This is a genomic window from Enterococcus sp. C46 (assembly GCF_040887565.1).
Classification (GTDB): domain Bacteria; phylum Bacillota; class Bacilli; order Lactobacillales; family Enterococcaceae; genus Enterococcus_B; species Enterococcus_B lactis.
The window spans coordinates 76,889-96,357 of record NZ_JBFOGA010000004.1 but is presented as its reverse complement, the minus strand read 5'-3'; the positions used below and the strand labels follow the sequence as shown (position 1 = coordinate 96,357).

The window sequence follows — 19,469 nt, the reverse complement described above, 5'->3', positions numbered from 1 at the left end:
TTAGGAGTGATTATTTTTGAAAATATGTTATTTGATATTGGCATACAATGATATTGGCAACTTAAAGAGATTGGTCAATCGATTGAACGAAAATGCAGTTTTTATTATTCATATAGATAAAAAAACTGATATAGAACCATTTATTGAAGCATTTAAATCATATGATAATGTTGAATTTTTATGTAATAAAAACCGTGTTAAAATTTATTGGGGTGGTTTTTCCATTGTACAAGCAGAAATCAATTTAGTAAAGAGAGCATTACAAAATGAGAAATATTTAAAATATGTATTATTATCTGGTGCTGATTATCCAATCAAAGATAATGAGTATATTTATAATTATTTTAAAAAGAATAGTTCAGTGGAATTTATTCGTGGAATAGATCTAGATCAAATTAAACATAAAGAATTTTATTATAAACATATAGATGTATATCAAAAACATGATTATCCTAGAATTAATAGGAATAACACAACTGCATTTAAAATTTTTAGAGCTATAATTAATCGTTGTCTGAGGATGATTAAACTTCCCCCAAAAATTAGACACCATAAATTTGATTTGTATCATGGTTCTCAATGGTGGGCTTTGTCGAAAGAATGCCTAACAGAATTAATACAAATGTATGAACAAAATCAACAAGACTACCTGAATTTTAAAATAGGTATGTTTGCCCCAGATGAAAAATTTTTTCATACACTTTTTTTTAATTCCTCGTTCAAAAATAAAAATGTTATTGGAGGACCAGATTTACCACTTGAATTGAAAAATATTGAAGAAACTACTTTACAAACTTCGAAATTAGCAAATATTCATATTATTGATCCTTCCATGAACAAATGGTTTGATGAAAGGGATATAGATCAAATAAAAGAAAGTGAAAAATTATTTGTAAGAAAAGTTAAATCGGATTACTCTGATAAACTATTAAATAGAATTGATAAAGAAATTTTGAAAGTTGGAAATATAGATGAATAGAATAGTACCTGTTTTAGAGAAGAGTTTATTAAGTCGAGATGCGTTTCGAGTAATAAATTTAATCATTTGTCTGCTTTATTTTATGCCTAGTACTTTTAATGTAACTAATATCCCGATGAAAATAGCTTTTGCTTGGGGTGGAATTATAGTTTTGTATGAGGTTTTTATAAAGAAAAATTTTTTTAAAATGCGTTTTTCTTGGCTACTGATTGGAGCAATGATTAGTTTTATCTTAACTATAATCATTAACAGAGAAAATTTTTTAATTCCATCTATTTATAATTTTGGATATTTGCTGATTACTTTGATAGTAATTTTTCCTGCAGACTTTTCACAAAGTGAAGAGGAAAAAAAGAAAAAAATGGTGTATTTTAATAATGTTTTCATTATCATAATTTTTTTAGCTGCGCTAATATCTATCTATCAATTTATTTTTTTGATTTCTTATCATGTCCCAACAGGAACGCCAGGATTACTTGCAAGACAAGGTTTTATTGAACATCGGTTATTTGGTGTCTATACAAGTCCAAATGTTGGAGCTATGTTTGGATATACTTCTATTATTTTAAGTTTAATTAGTGTATTAATTTCAAAAATAACAAAAACGATTCGTGTTTTTTATATGATGAATTTTATCGTACAAATATTTTATATTACACTTTCTTCGTCTAGAGGTGCCCAGGTAGTAATTTGTTCTTTTTTAGTATTATTTCTTTTGTTGTTTGCCAATTCAAAATTTAGAAAGAGCATTAGAGAAGTACTACCTGTAAAAATCAAATGGATGGTAAGCATATTATTAGTTCTATTGGTATATTTTTCTTTTGGTACTAATTATGCTAAGGATTTTTTAGCAACAATTCCTGTATCGATTGATAGAAAAGTAGAAGTTATAGAGTCAAATGAATCAGATAAAACTCCACTTCCAGAAAAAGAAGTAATATTACAGCATTCTAGTGATAACTCCGAAATTTCAGCTGGTCGTTTTACGATTTGGAAAGCTGCGCTTAAAGTTATAAGACCAACTTTGTTATTTGGTTATGGAGAGACCGATTTCTATGGGAATAGCGATGCAAAATTTTTGAAAAAAGTAGATCTTGATACTACAGATGTGAATGAACTAAAAAGAGCACATGGAAACATGCATAATGGATTTCTTCAAGTACTTGTATCAAGTGGTATAATTGCTTTTATATGTATCTATGCTTTCTATGTGTTAAATATCTTTAGTTTACTCAAAACATTTTTTAGAAGTAAAGTGAATTATGCGTTTCTTGGTATTGTTTTAATTTTTATACTATCTATTTTTATAGATGAAATGGTGGAGGCTCATGTACTTTTCAATAAGCGCGATGTCATTTCAATTGTTTTCTGGTATTATTTGGGAAGCATTTCTTACTTGTATTTAAAAAAGGAGAATTAATATGAAGACAGCTTTCATTGCTTGGACTCCTTTACATTTGATTAATATATTAAATGTTTATCAAAATTTTTACCGAGAATCAAAAGGAGATTTATTTATTTATTCTGAATTTGAAAACGCTAGAAGATATAGTGAGCGTATAAAAGAATTAGGGCTATTTAATGATGTTGTTTTTGTGAATCACCGGAAAATCGGTTCTTCCTTTAAACGTAAAATTAACTTGTTAACTAACCATAATCAATTTTTCTCGGATGATTTATCCGTTTATGATGAAATTTTTATACAGGGGGAAAATTATTTCACAAAAATACTTTTCTCCAATGTTTACAAAAAAAATCCAGATGTAAAACTAAATTATATAGAAGATGGTTTGGGTACTTATTTGAAGAAGAGTATATTTTCAACAAGTAAAAACGTTCAAAGAGTTTTTAAAATATTAAATAAAAATAGCATCTTCAAAAAAAAAATTGACGATTATTTTGTCTATTGTCCGGAATTGTTACTTTATGATGTAAAAAATATAAAAAAAATTCCCAAAATAGATGAAAACAGTAAATTGATGAAAAACATACAATCAATCTTTGGGATAGAAGAAGTTTTTGTCGGAGATAAATGTATCTTTTTTGATCAACCTTTATTATCTGATGGTTATGGCATAGATGAAACAGATATTTTCGCTAAAGTAAATAGTATATTTTCTGGAAAAAAAGAAACTTTAATTAAGCTTCATCCTAGAGCAAGGACAAATCGTTATGGTGAAAAAAACATATTGAATTCCAGTTTACCGTTTGAAGTCTTGCTACTTGAAAATGACTTCTCTTCAACACTTTTGATTAGTCCTATATCTACAATTTCTTTTTCACCATCTATGATGTTTGAAAAGACGATCAACTCTATTATGTTGGCTAAATTAATTTTAAATGAATATACAGCATTATCTGAAGATAAAAAAGAAACATTGACAAATATTGTTCTTTTCTGTGAACAATATAACCGTCTATCAGAAGAAAAAATTTTACTCCCAGAAAACTGGGCAGAATTAAGAAAGTTGGTAGAGTATGGGATTATTTAACACACTTTCCAAGTCAAAATTAGTTAAGTCCAGTTTCTGGTATACTATAGGGAATTTTTTTATTAAGGGAATTTCATTCATAACTATTCCTATTTTTGTAAATATTACTACTCAAGCAGAATATGGTTTGATTAATAATTTCACTTCATTTGTATCAATTTTTTCGATTCTTGTTGGGCTAAGCCTAAATTCGGCAATTAATAATGCAAGTTTTGACTATAAAGATGACATAAATGAATTTATGTCATCGGTACTTTCTCTAGCTACACTTTCGTTAATTGTGTTCTTATTAATAGGGAACATATATTTTTTGTTTTCAAATGCTTTTTTTGATATGAACCAACTTGTATTTAATTTGATGTTATTACAAAGTTTTGCTAGTTTTGTAATTAGTTATATCCAGTCTTATTTTACGATTAACTTTAACCATTTTAAATATTTGATTTTATCTTTTATATCTACTTTTTTGAATATTGCAATCTCTGTAGCTTTGATGCAGACATTATATTTTGATGATAAATATGTTGGCAGAGTAGTCGGCGGAACACTGTCATTTGTGTTGATAGGTTTAGTAATTTATTTAAGAATAATGATAAAGGGTGCTCATTTTTTTGATAAAAAACAGTGGAGATACGCTTTAAAAATCTCTTTGCCGCTAATCCCACATTCCTTAGCAAATATAGTTTTAGCACAATTCGATAGAATTATGATTAATTCTTATTTAGGTCCTGCTGCGGGTGGAATATATTCCTACATTAGTAACATAGGTATTATTCTAAGCGTAATATGGATGTCTACTAATAACGCCTGGGTTCCATGGTTCTATGGTGAGATGAGTAAAAATAATGAAAAAAAAGTGAAGAAAGTTAGTAACTATTATTTAGTAGTCTTTACTTTGATTACGATGATTGTAATGGTAGTTTCGATTGATTTAGCAAAATTTATGGCTCCGAAAGACTATTATTCTGGGTTATCTTTAGTGGTTCCGATAACCTTAGGCTATTTCTTTCAGTTTTTATATAGTTTACCAGTTAATGCTGAATTTTATGAGAAAAAAACATCGTTTATTGCGATTGGTACAGTAGCAAGTGCTATAGTTAATATACTATTAAACATGATTTTCATACCTAGGTTAGGAATAATTGCTGCTGGATACACAACCGTATTTACGTATTTTTTACTTTTTATTTTTCATTATAATATCGCTAAAAAAATTACGAATAAACAATTATTTGACACAAAAAAAATATGTATCATAATAATTTTTGTATCAATTTTTTCTTTGATACTTCATATTTTAATCAATCAAATGTTGATTCGTTACGTTTTGACATCATTATTGATAATTAGTTTAGTTATATATTTTTTAAAGATTAAGAATCGAATTATAGATGACTATAATTCATAGGAGGAGATATAAGTGTTTAAAGGAAAAACAATATTAGTAACTGGCGGAACTGGTTCCATTGGAAGTGAAATTGTTCGTCAGCTTTTAAAATATGAACCAAAAGCTATCAGAATTTATAGTAGAGGTGAAGAAAAACAATTTTATATGCAACAAGAGCTCTCAAATCACACTAATTTGAGATTTTTAATTGGTGATATCAGAGACTCTCAAAGGATTGATTATGCATGTCGTGATGTGGATATTATTTTTCATGCTGCCGCAATGAAACACGTTCCAGCAAGTGAATATAATCCTATGGAAGCTGTAAAAACAAATGTGATGGGAACTCAAAATGTAATAGATGCAGCGATCAAAAATAATGTAAAACATTTTGTAGGTATCAGTACAGATAAAGTAGTGAGTCCTACTAACACCATGGGTGCGACAAAGTTATTGAGTGAAAAATTAATAATAGCTGCCAATCAGTATAAAGGAAAAACAGAAACAATATTTTCTTGTGTAAGGTTTGGAAATGTCATGGGGTCAAGTGGATCTGTTATTCCTCTTTTTAGTAAACAAATAAAAAACAATAAAGATATTACTTTGACAGATGTTGATATGACACGATTTATGATGTCAATACCGGATGCTGCAAGATTAGTTCTGTCTGCTGCTATGAATTCAAAATTTGGAGAAACATATGTCTTAAAAATGCCGGCAATCAATATTTTAACTTTAGCTCAATCATTAATAAAAATATATAATGATACACATGATGAAAAATATAGAGGTGAAATAAAAGTTGTAGGTATCAGGCCAGGAGAAAAATTATATGAAGAGCTAATGACTACAGACGAAATTGAACGCTCATATGAAAATGATAAAATGTATATCATTCCACCACACTATCATGCTACTGACGAACTGTACAAAGATTATGAAAAAATTAAAATCACTGCATACTCTTCAGATGCAACAGAATTAATGAGTGGACAGGAATTTATTAGAATCGCAAAAGAGAATAATGTCGTGACTTGGTAAGGAGTTTTATGATGAAATCAGAAGTATATGTAATTGCAGAAATTGGTGTAAACCATAATGGAAGTCTAGATTTAGCTTTAGAAAGTATTGATAAAGCTAAAGAATGTGGAGCTAACGCGGTTAAATTTCAAACATTTAAAACGAATAAGCTAGTTTCCAAAAAGGCTCCAATGGCAAAATATCAGAAGGATAATCTTAAAGAGGACAGTTCTCAATTTGAAATGCTAAAAAAATTAGAATTATCTCAATCTGATTTTATTAGAATAAAAGATTATTGTATACAAAATAAAATTGATTTTTTGTCTACTCCTTTTGATGAAGAAAGTGCAGACTTTCTAAAACAAATTGGTGTACAAGGATTTAAAATTGGCTCAGGAGATTTAACAAATTTACCTTTTCTTAGAAAAATAGATATGTATGGGTTGCCAGTTTTATTATCTACAGGTATGGCTGATATTCATGAGGTCAGTGAGGCTGTAGATTGTTTCATAGATAGTCCAGTTACTATTTTACATTGTACTTCAAATTATCCGGCTAGTTCTGAAGATATTAATTTATTGGCGATTAACACATTAAAAGAAATGTTCGGGATACCCGTTGGGTACTCCGATCATTCATTGGGATATGATGTTGGTATTTGTGCTGTTGCGATGGGTGCTAAGGTAATTGAGAAACATTTTACCTTGGATAAGGAACTACCTGGTCCAGATCATAAAGCTTCTTTAGATCCTCAGGAATTTGCAGATTTTGTAAAGCATATTAGAAACACTGAAATATTTTTAGGTGATGGTGTTAAGCGAGCAATGCCTTCTGAACTTAGTACAAAAGAAGTATCAAGAAAAAGCCTAGTGGTCACTGAGAATTTAAATGTGGGAGATATTCTTACAGAGAAATCTCTTACAATAAAACGTCCTGGAAATGGAATAGCTCCTAAGTTTTTATATCAATATATTGGCAAAAAAGTTAAAAGACCAATAAGTGCAGATAGTGTTCTGCTTGAGGAAGATGTTGAATGAAAAAAATACTTATAGTAAGTGGAACACGAGCTGATTATGGAATATATAAACCTGTTGCTGAGAATTTACTACAAGATAATTGGGATGTATCATTTGTTGTTTCTGGAATGCATTTATCCCATAAATATGGATTTACTAAAGAATTGATCTTAGCTGACGGATTTAGAATTAGTGGAGAAGTTCAAAGTTTGTTTTTAGAGAACAATAAGGGAAACATGGCTCGGTCTGTGGCATTAGAGATAAATGGTTTCACAAATATATTTGAACAAACTAGCCCTGATTTTGTATTATTACTAGGGGATAGAGGAGAAATGTTGGCAGCTGCGATAGCTTGTTTGTATCTTGGAATCAAAACAGCACATATTCACGGAGGCGAAGTGTCTGGTACTGTAGATGAATCAATAAGACATGCCATAACGAAAATAGCATCTGTTCATTTTGCTGCTACGGAAAAAAGCAAAGAGCGTTTAATAAAAATGGGGGAAGATTCTTGGAGAGTTTTTCCCGTCGGAGCTCCTAGAATAGATACTATTTTAAATAATAGATTACCTAGTTTTAGAGATATAAAAGAAAAATATCATCTAAAATTTGAAAAGAAAAAATACGTTTTGCAAGTATTTCATCCAGTTGTAACCGAACTAGAAAATATAGAAAAACAAATTTTAGCTTTGATCAATTCAATGGAACAACAATCTCAACCAATTATTTGCATTTTACCTAATAGTGATGCTGGTAGCGAAATTATCAGAAAAATGTACCAGAAATATTTAAAAACGGATATTATTTATATTACGAATTTAGAGCCGGAGGAATACCTGACTATATTAAAAGAGTGCAAATTTATGATCGGAAATTCTTCTTCTGGGATAATTGAAGCTGCATCATTCAAAATACCAGTAATAAATTTAGGAACCAGACAAAATGGACGAGAACAATCTAAAAATATTATAAATGCAAATCTAAATGAAAATGAAATTGAAACTGCTTTGAATAAAATACAAGATCCTCAGTTTATAAAAAGCTTGAAAAATGTTAAGAACATCTACGGTGACGGCAACAGTTCTAGAAGAATAACAAAAACATTGAATCAAATATTGAATGATGGGGAAGATATTAAGTGGATTCAAAAACAAATAGCTTATTAAAATATACTAGTGATCCATACATTATTATTGGGGCTGGCGGACACGCAAAAGTCATTATTGAAACCTTAAGATTAGAAAATAAGTTAATATATGGATTTTTTGATGATAAGCAAAATAAAATGCAAGATCTGAAATATCTTGGGAAAATAAACGAATTGAATAGCTGGGCGGATAGCAAAAAAAAAATCTATAAATTTATTGTAGCTATTGGTGACTGTGTAGTAAGAAAAAAGATTATAAAAAAATTGAATATGCCAAGTGAGCAATATGGAATAGCTGTTCATCCAAGTGCTATAGTGGCAAAAGAAATTTCAATTGGTTATGGAACTGTTATTTTTGCGAATGCTGTAATTAACCCAGATGCTGTAATTGGAGAGCATGCTATAATAAACACAGGTAGCATTGTTGAGCATGATTGTAGAATTAATAACTATGTTCATTTATCTCCAGGTGTATGCTTAGCGGGTGGAGTACATGTAGGTGTAGGAACTCAAATAGGAATTGGTTCTCAATGTATCCAGATGAAGAAAATTGGATCTTGGTGTATGATAGGCGCAGGGAGCACTATTGTTAAGGATATTCCCTCACATTCCTTAGCTTATGGCAATCCAGCTAAAATTAAGAAAGAAGGAATTAATTTTGAATTCTAGAATTTTATTATCAAGTCCTCATATGGGAGGAACAGAAGAAAAATATGTTGCTAAGGCTTTTAAAGATAATTGGATAGCGCCATTAGGTGAAAATGTGGATAAATTTGAAGAAAGTATTACAAAATATACTGGTTCTAAGGGCGGAGCTTCTGCGTTAAGTTCAGGTACAGCTGCCATACATCTTGCCTTAAGACTGCTTAATGTTGGAAAAAACGATATTGTCTTTGCTCCTTCATTTACTTTTATAGCTACAGTAAATCCTATTTTATATCAAGGGGCTGTACCAGTGTTCATTGACTCAGAACCTAATACATGGAATATGAGCCCTGTTGCACTAGAGAGCGCATTAGAAGAAGCTGAAAGAAACAACCAATTACCTAAGGCAATCATCGTAGTGAATTTATATGGTCAAATGGCTGATTATGAACGAATTTTAGCTATTGCAAACCAATTTAATGTTCCAGTGATAGAAGATGCAGCGGAATCGTTAGGTTCTACTTATAAGGGAATTTCGTCAGGCTTATTTGGGACAATTGGGATCTATTCATTTAACGGTAATAAGATCATCACAACCTCAGGTGGAGGAGCTCTAGTGTCTAGTGATAAAAAATATGTTGAGCATTCAAGATTTTTAGCAACACAAGCAAGAGATCAAGCACCGTATTATCAACATAGCGAAATAGGTTATAATTACCGTCTAAGCAATATTTCTGCCGGTATCGGACGTGGACAAATGGAAGTATTGAATGATAGAGTAGCTAAACGAAGAGAAATTTTCAATCGATATAAGGAAGCTTTTTCTGGAATTGATAGAATTGAAATGATGCCAGAAGTGGATGGCATGGTGCCAAATCGTTGGTTGTCTACTTTAACGATCAATGATTATAATTCTATTGATCAAGTAGTTAACGTAATAAATAAACTAAATGAAAAAAACATTGAAACAAGAGCTTTGTGGAAACCACTACATTTGCAACCAGTATTTCAAGGGGTAAAAATGTATTACCATGATAATAATCTTAGTGTGTCAGAAAAGTTATTTAATAGCGGCTTATGCTTACCTTCTGGAAGTAATATGACAGATAGTGAACAAGAATTTGTTATTGATGAGTTTAAAAAAATATTCAAGTAGGTGTGATATTTTATGAACATAGGAATTATTGGTTTAGGTTCCATGGGGAAAAGAAGACTTAGACTCATTCAAGAACACTTTAATGATATTTTACTATGTGGTGTTGATACTAATGAGGCGAGACGAAAGGAAGTTGAAAAGGAATTTGGAATACCAACTTATAATAGTCTAACAGAGGCAAAAAATTTGTTTGAAATAAATTCAGTTTTTGTTTGTACATCCCCTATAACCCATGAATTTATTATAAAAGAGGCTTTAAATTTAGATTGTAATATCTTTACGGAAATCAATTTATTAAATGAATATTATGATGAAATAATCGAAGTAGCTAAAAAGAAAGATAGATTACTTTATCTATCTTCTACATTTTTGAAGAGAAAAGAAATTCAATACATTAAGTCTAAAGTGACGCATAATAAAAAAATTTCTTATCAATACCATGTAGGACAGTATTTACCCGACTGGCATCCTTGGGAAGATTATCGCAATTTTTTTGTTTCAAACAAAAAAACTAATGGGTGTAGAGAAATATTCGCTATTGAATTACCTTGGATTATAGATACATTTGGGAAAGTTAAATCGTTTACTGTAATGACCCAGAAATTATCCAATCTTGATATTGATTATTCGGACAGTTTCACTCTTATTATTGAGCATGAAACTGGTATAGTTGGAACTTTAAGTGTAGATGTTGTTTCAAGAGTAGCTAAAAGAAATTTAACTATAATTGGTGAAAAGATTTTAATAGAATGGGAAGGTAACCCGGATTCTCTATTTTCATGGAATGAAGAAACTTCTAGTATGACAGATATTCAATTGTACGATGAGGTTATGCATGATAATAATTATTCACATACTATTATTGAAGATGCATATTTAGAGGAGATTAAAGAATTTTTCACGCTTTTGGAAAAGAAAATGGAACCCCAATATACTTTTGAAAAAGATAAGTATATTATTAACTTAATTAACGACATTGAGGTAAATTAATGATGAAAGTAATTTTTTTTGGGTTAGGGTCAATTGGAAAGAGACATCTAAAAAATCTAATAAGCTATGGAAAAAAGAATTCTATTAATTTTGATATAACAGCTTATAGTAGCAGTGGAAAAAAAGAGTTTGAAGAAATAACGTATATTCAAAATAGAGACGATTTGGATACACATTATGATATAGCTTTTATTACAAATCCGACTTTTAAGCATCTGGAAACACTAAATGTAATTGTTGAAAAAGTTGATTACATATTTTTAGAAAAACCTGCTTTTTCTGAGAGTATTGATCTTACTCAATATAATTATGATTACAAAAATATTTATGTTGCTGCTCCACTGAGGTATAAAAATATCATGGAAGTTGTTCGTAATAGTATTCAAAGTAAAAAAGTATATTCTGTAAGAGCTATTTGTTCTACTTATCTTCCTGATTGGAGAAAAGGTACTGATTATAGAAATAATTATTCTGCCTTTAAATCTATGGGGGGAGGAGTAGAATTAGACTGTATACATGAATTGGATTATATTATAAACCTATTTGGTTTCCCTAAATCAGTAAAAAAACAGTTTGGTAAATATTCGAATCTTGAAATTAACAGTAATGATTTAGCAACATATATATTGAGATACGATGATAAAATTATAGAAATTCATTTAGATTATTTTGGAAGAGTTCCTACAAGAAAATTTCAATTGTTTACTTTAGATGAATGTATCAATGTTGACTTATTAAATAATAAAATAAGTTTTGAAGAAAACATTGTTAAAGAAATGCCTGAATCTGCTAATGATATGTATGAGAAGGAGTTGAAATATTTCTTTGAAAACGTAGTAACAGGCAAAGAAAACTGGAATGATTTATATCATGCAAACGAAGTATTGAAAATAGCTGAGGAGAAATAAATGGAAATTTTATTTACTATTTGTGGTAGAGCTGGGTCTAAGGGGTTTAAAAATAAAAATTTGAAATATTTGGCAGGAAAGCCCCTAGTCCATTTCGCTTTAGCAATGATAGATATCTATCAACAAAAACATCCTGAACATAATTGCACGACTTGTTTGAATACGGACAGTAATGAGTTAGTAGAATTGACGACTAAGTTAAATCCGTCTGTGAAAATTGTAGAACGTAAACCTGAATTAGCTACAGATACTGTAGGGAAAATTGAAGTGATACGTGATTCATTCTTACAACTAGAAAGAGAAGATAATATATTTGATTTAATTATAGATTTAGATTTGACTTCACCTTTACGTGAAGTTTCTAATCTTGAAGAATTAATAGATGAACATCTAAAAAATTTAGATAAAGACGTCTACTTTTCAGTTGTTTCTGCAAGACGTAATCCCTATTTTAATATGGTAAAAAGAATTGAAAATGAAGTTACTATAGTTAATAAATCAAGATACACATCTAGGCAACAGACACCTGAAGTTTTTGAAATGAATGCCTCAATGTATTCTTTTAAACCTGAATTTCTAAAAAAAAGTAATTATATTTTTGATGGGCAATGTGGGATAATAAAAATGAGAGATTATCTAATTTTAGATATTGATAGTGAAGAAGATTTTAAATGGTTAGAATTTTTGTTTCCTAAATTTTTAGAAGATTCTTCGGAGCTTCAAGATATCTATAATTATTTATATCGGAGGTAAAAGGATGAGCTGTTATCTTATCACCGGTGGGGCTGGCTTCATTGGTTCTACCTTAGCCAATCATTTAGGAGAAGAACATGTGGTAATCGTCGTCGATGACTTATCAATGGGAAAAGTAGAAAATCTTGATATGACGAAAAATATCACTTTTATTGAGGGAGATGTCGCTGAGAAATCCTTGATGGAAGAGATCATGAAAGCTAATAAATTTGATTATATCTTTCATTTAGCAGCAGTTGCTAGTGTGGCAGATTCAGTTGCCCGACCAGTAGAAACACATCGTGTGAATTTTGAAAGTGTATTAATGATTTTAGAATTGATCCGCAAGTATCAACCTGATTTAAAACGGATCGTGTTTAGTTCTTCAGCGGCTGTTTATGGGGATGAACCGACTTTACCAAAAAAAGAAGAGTCCGTGATTCGCCCATTGACGCCTTATGCGGTTGATAAATTCGCTGCAGAACAATATGTGCTAGATTATTGTCATTTATATGATGTACCCGGTAGCGCAGTTCGTTTTTTCAATGTCTATGGTCCAAATCAAAATCCGAATTCTCCATACAGTGGTGTGATTTCTATTCTCGTAGATCGCTATAAGAAACAAATCGTAGGAGAAGCAACTTCATTTACATTATTTGGTGATGGAAGCCAGTCTAGAGACTTTGTTTATATAGATGATGTAATCCAAGCATTACTTTTAGTTGCGAATGAGGAAGCTGCACTGGGGAAACAATTCAATGTTGGAACGGGTAAAGCAACCACACTTTTGGAATTGATTCATGCAATCAATGAAATTCTCGGTGTAGAATTGACACTTGAATACAAAGAAGAGCGTTCGGGTGATATCCATGACTCTCTAGCAGATATTACTAAGATCCAGTCAATTGGCTATCAACCGAAATATGGTATTTTAAGTGGAATGACTAATTATTTGAAAACTGAAATCAATTAAAACATACTAAGATAAGATTAGAGGGTAAATTCAGGCTCTTTGTCAATAAGGACTGATGAGTTTTGTAAAATCAAATCTGGGCTAGAAGGACTGACCTTCTGTCTCAGATTTTTTTGTTATTTCACTTGAATCAATTGATTGATCAAAAAAATCCTGATTTTCATGTTCTCAAATGATTTAAATCCATAAGATAATCGTTTCAGTGTCTTGATATGGGGAATCTTGGCCTCTATTTTGCCATTAGAATACGGGTAAATCATAGCATTGTAAATACCTTCTTCATACGTTAAAAGGTTTTGAAGTTTCGTGCGAAGTTGTGCATCAAGTGTTTCAGGAAGATTTTTTAATAAGGTAAAAAATAAGTCTGATTCCTTGTCTCTAAAGGCTTCGGTCAGCTCATGGAAAAAAGTATAGGCGTCCTTTAAAGGCGTTGAAAATGCCAGCAATCGATCAATCATCATTGCTTCAGTGAGTAGCGGGTATTTAGGTGCACGAAAACTGCGCCATGTTTTGTAATCATAGTGATTGATTTTTTGACGGTTTTTTAGAAGAAAGCGCCAGTTCTTTTTCACTTTCTCGGCTTCCCGTCGTTGCCCTAACTGGTGTAATCTTTTCATTTCTTGTACACGAAAATCATTGAACGCCTGATTCAAATGTTTGATGATATGAAAACAATCAATGACGACTTTCGCATTTGGTAAGACACGTTTTGTCAGTTGGAAGTAGGCGGCGTTCATATCTGTCACTAAATATTCCACCGCTTCAGGATTTGCACAGCGACTAAAATAGTGTGTTAATCGAGACAATTTTCGTGTAGGCAAAATATCAATGAGTTTTCCAGTCTCGCCATCCGCACAAATAAAGCTCATTTTATCCACAATTGAAGCGTGCGAACGAAATTCATCCACCATCAATACTTTTGGCAGGGTCCTTTTTGACGGCTTCGGAAGATAGTTTTTCAACTCTTTCAATGTACGAATCATATACCTAAAATAACAATGGGACTGAAGAATCAATTTTGATTCATCAGTCCCATAAATTATAGAGCCTATATTTTGCGAATTGCGCTACGGTTTCTTCTTTTCTTTTGTCTGTAATATGAATATATAGATCCATAATGATTTGAATAGAAGAGTGGCCTAAACGCTCTTGCACATCTTTAATATTTGCACTAGCTTGCTAAAAGCAAGCTAGCATGTGTGTGTCTAAGACCATGAATAGTAATTCGTTTAAGATTGTTTTTCCTGATGATTACATCTAACCATTTTCGAGATTTAGATAATTGAAGGTGTTCATTTCTTTCTGGTAAAAATTTAAATATATAACTACATTTTCTCTACTAACTTTGAAACACTACTTTTGTAATATAAAAAATATTTTATTAATAATAAAATTAATCACATTTTATATAGTGACTAATCTAGTGTTTTAAAAAAATAAATGATACTATATGTAATATAAAAAAACATGAGGTGGTATATGAATTTGAAAAAAATTTTTTCTGTAAAAATATTTATAGTTTATGCATTTGTTAGTTTATTATATTTATTTCCAGCATTTAAAAACATGGAAATATTTGGCTTTTATGATACGGCATTTCACATTAATCGTGCGTTAAGTTTAGAATCTATTTTTAGCTCCCCTATTAATTTTGAAACGTTTAGATCATATGGCATGCAAGTAAATAATTTTTACCCATGGTTAACTCTATATCCTTTATTTTTATTGATCAAGTTTACTAATTTAGCAATAGGCTATAACCTTTTTCTTTATATTGTTACGCTCATTACTCTATTTATATGTCATTATGTAATGTATGAAATTACCAAAAAACATGTTACTAGCTCCTTTTTCGCTATTATATATACAACATCTTCTTTTAGGAGTGTAGAAATATTTCTTCGAGGGGCAATGGGGGAATTACTCGCAATGTCAATACTTCCTCTTATTTTACTCGGGTTTATAAAGCTTTACGACTCAAAAAAAGAATCTTGGGTTATGTTGGCGATTAGCATGACTTTATTAATTTACACTCATGTTCTTTCTGTAGCTATGACTATGGTAATGATTATAATTGCTTTAATTATTCAATTTTATCGGAAAAAGAAAATAGAAATCTTCTTAATTATTAAATTAATAAAAGCTGCTATAGTTACTTTACTTCTTTCACTAGCGTTTATAGGTCCTATGATTGAGCAGACATTGTATCAAGATCTGAATAGACCTTATGTGGATATATTACAAAAAAGAGCAATTTATCTGGGTAAAGAGTTTTTGATTGGAAGTATAGATTCAGAATTACTATCATTTGGTATTGGCTTAACTTTGCTTATTTGTTTAATTATACTAACATTTAACTTTAAAAAATTAGGAATCTTATCTAAAATCACTTATATAATGGGTATAATATCTATTCTACTTTGTACAAAAATATTTCCATGGTTTGCCTTACAAAATACTCCTTTAAATATTATTCAAGCTCCTTGGCGTTTTATGATATTTTCAACATTGTTCATATCTTTTTCAGTATCTCTATTTATTTCTCCACAGTTGGAAAAATTTTCTTATACAAGGAGAAGAAATTTTATACTATTATTAATATTAGCTATTTCAATTTTAAATTATTCATCAGTAGTTAACATGGTGAAAGAAATGAATTTTCAAGGAACTTATTCTAATGAACAAATGGAAAATAAACTTGAAGAATTTGAGAATTTTGATTATGTACCTATAGGCTATAAAAAAGATCAATTGCTTTTGAAAAACCATCAAGTTACAGAAGATGGTCAAGTTATTTATAGTAGCTTTTCTCCAAATAAAGATGAAATTACATTTACGTTTAAATCTTCAAAAGGCAAAACAATAGTTTTACCTGTATTCCGGTATAAAGGATTAACGGTTACTGTTAATTCAAAAAATGCTACAGTACTAAAACAAGGAGGTCCTTTTGTTACAGTAAAAAGTGAAAGTGGAATAAATAAAGTAACAATCAGGTATTCATACACATTTTTTTCTAAAATCTCATTATTTATTTCTATAATCACGCTAATTGTTCTTCTTTTTTATTGCATAAAATTAAAAATAAGAACAAGCCATGAATGATTTGCTAGCACATATTTTAGCAATCTAAAGATACTATTTTAGATTTAATAGGCCCTTTGTCAAATAATGTTGGTAAAGAGAAATCTTAGAATAATTTGGACAGAACAGAAAGAAGAACACCTCTTTCTGTTCTGTTTATTTGGAATTAAAGTCTGTAGCAAAAATTGATTTTTAGATTTGTCCCACACTCTTTCCTACGTTTAGTCGAGTACTTTTTTTAAGCAAATGCTATTCAAAGAAGTAGTATTTGCTATCTTTTCATCATATCAGCTATTTGCCAACTTAGTAGTTCCTTCCATCAGGTCATAGATTTGGTTTCTTAGATCAGCAGTAGGCAGTTTGATAGTTTTGTCAGCTTTTATATTGCTTTCCATGATGATAGCATCCTGTGAATCTTTGCTAAATATAGCAGATGTATCAAAAGAGTCGATATTTCCTTGCGACAGGATATAATTATCTCCGCTATATACCCCACCACTATATGGATGTCCATTCGCATTTTCACGCCATAATGAGAAGAGTAAGTCTTTGGAAACTAGTTTTCCAGATAAAACTTGTGTAAACAGCGTATTTAAATCATAGACGGACATACTGATATTACCAGTCCCTAATTCGTTATGGATCTCTGTTTCAGATTCTGTCAGTGGTTTAAAGTAATCATCCTCTTTAGACATTTGATAGGATAGTGCATGATTGGATGAATTTTTGACTTGGTCATAAAATTTTGTATGCTGTAATCCTAAAGGTTCGATGATATCATCGGTCAATAATTTTTCATACGGTTGATTTGTTAATTTGATCAAAATTCCAGTCAATATGGTAAAGTTCAATGAATCATAATGAGAGGTCTGATAATCTGTAAATTTTAAGTGCTGAATCGCAAATTGAACGACTTCTTCATCAGTCATCGGTATGGTTGGAGAAGCAGTTCGGTGCAAGCCTGAGCGCATATACAGCAAGTCACGGATAGTAATTTGCTGGCTGCCAGCAATTTGTGGATAGAATTGAGCCAGCTTAGTATCTAAAGAAAGGTGCCCACGCTCGACTTGTTTTAAAATCAAAAGAGTAGTCAATGCTTTTTGAACCGAACCAATCTGATAATAAAGAGAAGGATCATTTGGTTGTTGCGTGAGTTTATTCGCATAGCCATAGCCTTTTTCCATGATGATGCGATTATTTTTCTTTACGTAAATTGAGCCAATATAATCATTTTTTCTTAATAGTTGATCGATTTTTTCAACGAGCTGTTGTTCATTGGTAGTCAGTATCAACTTTTTTTGAGCTGATTGAGCATGGGCAACTATCTGAGAGTGTTCATTATTGTAAAATTGCCATCCAAGAATAGTTCCTGTAGAGAACGCACTAAGGCTAAACAACACGACAACGATCATTAAAAATGAATATTTTCTTTTTTTAGCATGTTTTCCTTTTTTCATAATAGTTTATTTAGTCTCCTTTCTTTTTTACAGAAAGAATAAAGCTAAAATAGCTTGTATCTTGATAACATTTATTTTAATCTTATAGTAATGGATTTACTACTTACATTTTTGATAGAATATTTAAATAAAATCATTCACGCCAATTCAAATATCATGTATAATGAATAAAGTTACGAACTTGATAGTAAGGAGGAGTTGTTTTGTCAGGAAACAAACAACACCCAAGTAAAGATAAAAAAGAAGCCAGTAAGGCAGCTACAGCAGATATAATCGACAAGCGGAGAAATCTGCGTAAAAAAGAAGATAAGATTGTGAGGAAGATCATTTTAGTGATTGCTCTTACATTATTGATTATTGGCGGATTTCTTGGATTTACCGTGTATCGTTATGTAGATAGCGGGTTGAAGCCTTTAGATAAATCAGATGACCAATTAGTCCAAGTCGAGATCCCGAGTGGCTCTTCTAACAAGCAGATTGGTGAGATTTTGGAGAAGGACAATATTATTAAAAGCGGGATTGTTTTCAATTATTATACAAAATTTAAAAATTTAACTGGCTTTCAAGCTGGCTATTATCAGTTAGCGCCTAATATGACTCTTGACGAGATTGGCAAACAGTTGCAAGAAGGCGGTACTTCTGAGCCAACAAAAGTTGCAGATGGGAAAATTGCCATTCCAGAAGGGTACGATATCGATCAGATTGCTGAACGGGTAGCGAAGGTAACTGGTAAAGACAAGAAAGAATTTTTAGATTTAGTGAATGATGAGACTTTCTTTAACGAGTTGCACCAAAAATTCCCAGAACTGTTGGAAAGTGCATCTAAAGCTGAGAACACAAAATACCGTTTGGAAGGTTACTTATTCCCAGCCACATATGATTATTACACGAGTACTTCGCTTAAGGATCTAGTGATTGAAATGGTGAACAAGACGAATACGGTCATGCAAAACTATTATTCAGCTATCAAGCAGAAAAATTTGACTGTACAAGAAGTTTTAACTCTAGCTTCTCTAGTTGAAAAAGAAGGCGTAAAAGAAAATGATCGTAAAAACATTGCACAAGTCTTCTTTAACCGAATCAAAGCAAATATGCCACTTCAGTCAGATATCTCTGTTTTATACGCATTAGGTGAACACAAAGAATTAGTGACGTATGAAGATACAGCTGTAGATTCACCATATAATTTGTATACCAATACCGGCTATGGACCTGGACCTTTTGACAATCCAAGCGAAGAGGCAATCAAGGCAGTATTAGAACCAGCAGAAAATGACTATTATTATTTCGTAGCAGATACGAGCACTGGAAATGTTTATTTCGCTAAAACTTATGAAGAACATATGGAATTAGTGGAAAAATATGTAAATAATTCTTAGAAAAACAGGCTCTAGACATTGATCATTTTTAGAAAAACATTTACATTTGAAGAAAAGCGTGGTAATCTTTTTTGGACTATATTCCTCAAAAGATTACCTTTTGCGGT

General features: G+C 30.8%; 16 protein-coding genes and 1 pseudogene. 15 read left to right on the top strand and 2 right to left on the bottom strand.

The window, feature by feature from the left end:
* The first annotated feature begins 16 nt into the window (after positions 1–16).
* The 13 genes from AB3I27_RS08020 to AB3I27_RS07960 are packed head-to-tail and all read left to right on the top strand — an operon-like array spanning position 17 to position 13,445.
* On the top strand, positions 17–979 hold the full coding sequence (locus AB3I27_RS08020; protein WP_002289068.1) for a beta-1,6-N-acetylglucosaminyltransferase: 963 nt from the start codon (positions 17–19) through the stop codon (positions 977–979).
* Positions 972–2,399, top strand: coding sequence for an O-antigen ligase (locus AB3I27_RS08015; protein WP_002292877.1), 1,428 nt, complete (start codon positions 972–974; stop codon positions 2,397–2,399). Before AB3I27_RS08020 ends, AB3I27_RS08015 begins: the two co-directional genes overlap by 8 nt.
* 1 nt (position 2,400) lies before the next feature.
* Positions 2,401–3,471, top strand: a complete 1,071-nt coding sequence (locus AB3I27_RS08010) for a polysialyltransferase family glycosyltransferase (RefSeq protein ID WP_002292876.1) — start codon at positions 2,401–2,403, stop codon at positions 3,469–3,471.
* Positions 3,458–4,879, top strand: coding sequence for an oligosaccharide flippase family protein (locus AB3I27_RS08005; RefSeq protein WP_002292875.1), 1,422 nt, complete (start codon positions 3,458–3,460; stop codon positions 4,877–4,879). The genes AB3I27_RS08010 and AB3I27_RS08005 overlap by 14 nt, the downstream gene beginning before the upstream one ends.
* A gap of 12 nt (positions 4,880–4,891) precedes the next feature.
* Entirely contained in the window at positions 4,892–5,899 is a 1,008-nt protein-coding gene (locus tag AB3I27_RS08000; RefSeq protein WP_002289359.1) for a UDP-N-acetylglucosamine 4,6-dehydratase family protein, read from the top strand.
* A gap of 11 nt (positions 5,900–5,910) precedes the next feature.
* On the top strand, positions 5,911–6,915 hold the full coding sequence (neuB, locus tag AB3I27_RS07995; protein ID WP_002292874.1) for an N-acetylneuraminate synthase: 1,005 nt from the start codon (positions 5,911–5,913) through the stop codon (positions 6,913–6,915).
* Entirely contained in the window at positions 6,912–8,060 is a 1,149-nt protein-coding gene (gene neuC, locus AB3I27_RS07990) for a UDP-N-acetylglucosamine 2-epimerase (RefSeq protein WP_002289362.1), read from the top strand. The genes neuB and neuC overlap by 4 nt, the downstream gene beginning before the upstream one ends.
* Positions 8,033–8,710 carry an acetyltransferase gene (locus AB3I27_RS07985; RefSeq protein ID WP_002289363.1) on the top strand — a complete coding sequence of 226 codons (678 nt, stop codon included), beginning with the start codon at positions 8,033–8,035 and terminating at the stop codon, positions 8,708–8,710. The genes neuC and AB3I27_RS07985 overlap by 28 nt, the downstream gene beginning before the upstream one ends.
* On the top strand, positions 8,661–9,842 hold the full coding sequence (locus AB3I27_RS07980) for a DegT/DnrJ/EryC1/StrS aminotransferase family protein (protein WP_002289364.1): 1,182 nt from the start codon (positions 8,661–8,663) through the stop codon (positions 9,840–9,842). Before AB3I27_RS07985 ends, AB3I27_RS07980 begins: the two co-directional genes overlap by 50 nt.
* A 12-nt stretch (positions 9,843–9,854) precedes the next feature.
* Positions 9,855–10,832, top strand: coding sequence for a Gfo/Idh/MocA family protein (locus AB3I27_RS07975; RefSeq protein ID WP_002289366.1), 978 nt, complete (start codon positions 9,855–9,857; stop codon positions 10,830–10,832).
* Positions 10,832–11,740 carry a dehydrogenase gene (locus AB3I27_RS07970; protein ID WP_002289368.1) on the top strand — a complete coding sequence of 303 codons (909 nt, stop codon included), beginning with the start codon at positions 10,832–10,834 and terminating at the stop codon, positions 11,738–11,740. The genes AB3I27_RS07975 and AB3I27_RS07970 overlap by 1 nt, the downstream gene beginning before the upstream one ends.
* Positions 11,741–12,493: an acylneuraminate cytidylyltransferase family protein gene (locus AB3I27_RS07965; protein ID WP_002289370.1), complete on the top strand. Its 753-nt coding sequence runs from the start codon at positions 11,741–11,743 to the stop codon at positions 12,491–12,493.
* Between the two features lie 4 nt (positions 12,494–12,497).
* Positions 12,498–13,445 carry an NAD-dependent epimerase/dehydratase family protein gene (locus AB3I27_RS07960; RefSeq protein ID WP_002289372.1) on the top strand — a complete coding sequence of 316 codons (948 nt, stop codon included), beginning with the start codon at positions 12,498–12,500 and terminating at the stop codon, positions 13,443–13,445.
* Between the two features lie 116 nt (positions 13,446–13,561).
* On the opposite strand, the pseudogene AB3I27_RS07955 reads toward AB3I27_RS07960, so the two are convergent.
* Positions 13,562–14,428, bottom strand: a pseudogene (locus tag AB3I27_RS07955) (ISL3 family transposase); the annotation flags it as partial.
* Positions 14,429–14,912: 484 nt separating this feature from the next.
* Between AB3I27_RS07955 and AB3I27_RS07950 the strand changes: the two are divergent.
* Positions 14,913–16,547: a YfhO family protein gene (locus tag AB3I27_RS07950; protein ID WP_002349576.1), complete on the top strand. Its 1,635-nt coding sequence runs from the start codon at positions 14,913–14,915 to the stop codon at positions 16,545–16,547.
* A gap of 266 nt (positions 16,548–16,813) precedes the next feature.
* Here AB3I27_RS07950 and AB3I27_RS07945 read toward each other — a convergent pair whose 3' ends face one another.
* Complete coding sequence (locus AB3I27_RS07945) at positions 16,814–17,983, bottom strand: serine hydrolase (protein ID WP_002289161.1); 1,170 nt, start codon at positions 17,981–17,983, stop codon at positions 16,814–16,816.
* A 203-nt stretch (positions 17,984–18,186) separates the two neighbouring features.
* Between AB3I27_RS07945 and mltG the strand changes: the two genes are divergently transcribed.
* A complete protein-coding gene (gene mltG / locus AB3I27_RS07940) occupies positions 18,187–19,362 on the top strand; it encodes an endolytic transglycosylase MltG (protein ID WP_002289159.1) in 1,176 nt (391 codons plus the stop codon).
* Positions 19,363–19,469: the final 107 nt, after the last annotated feature.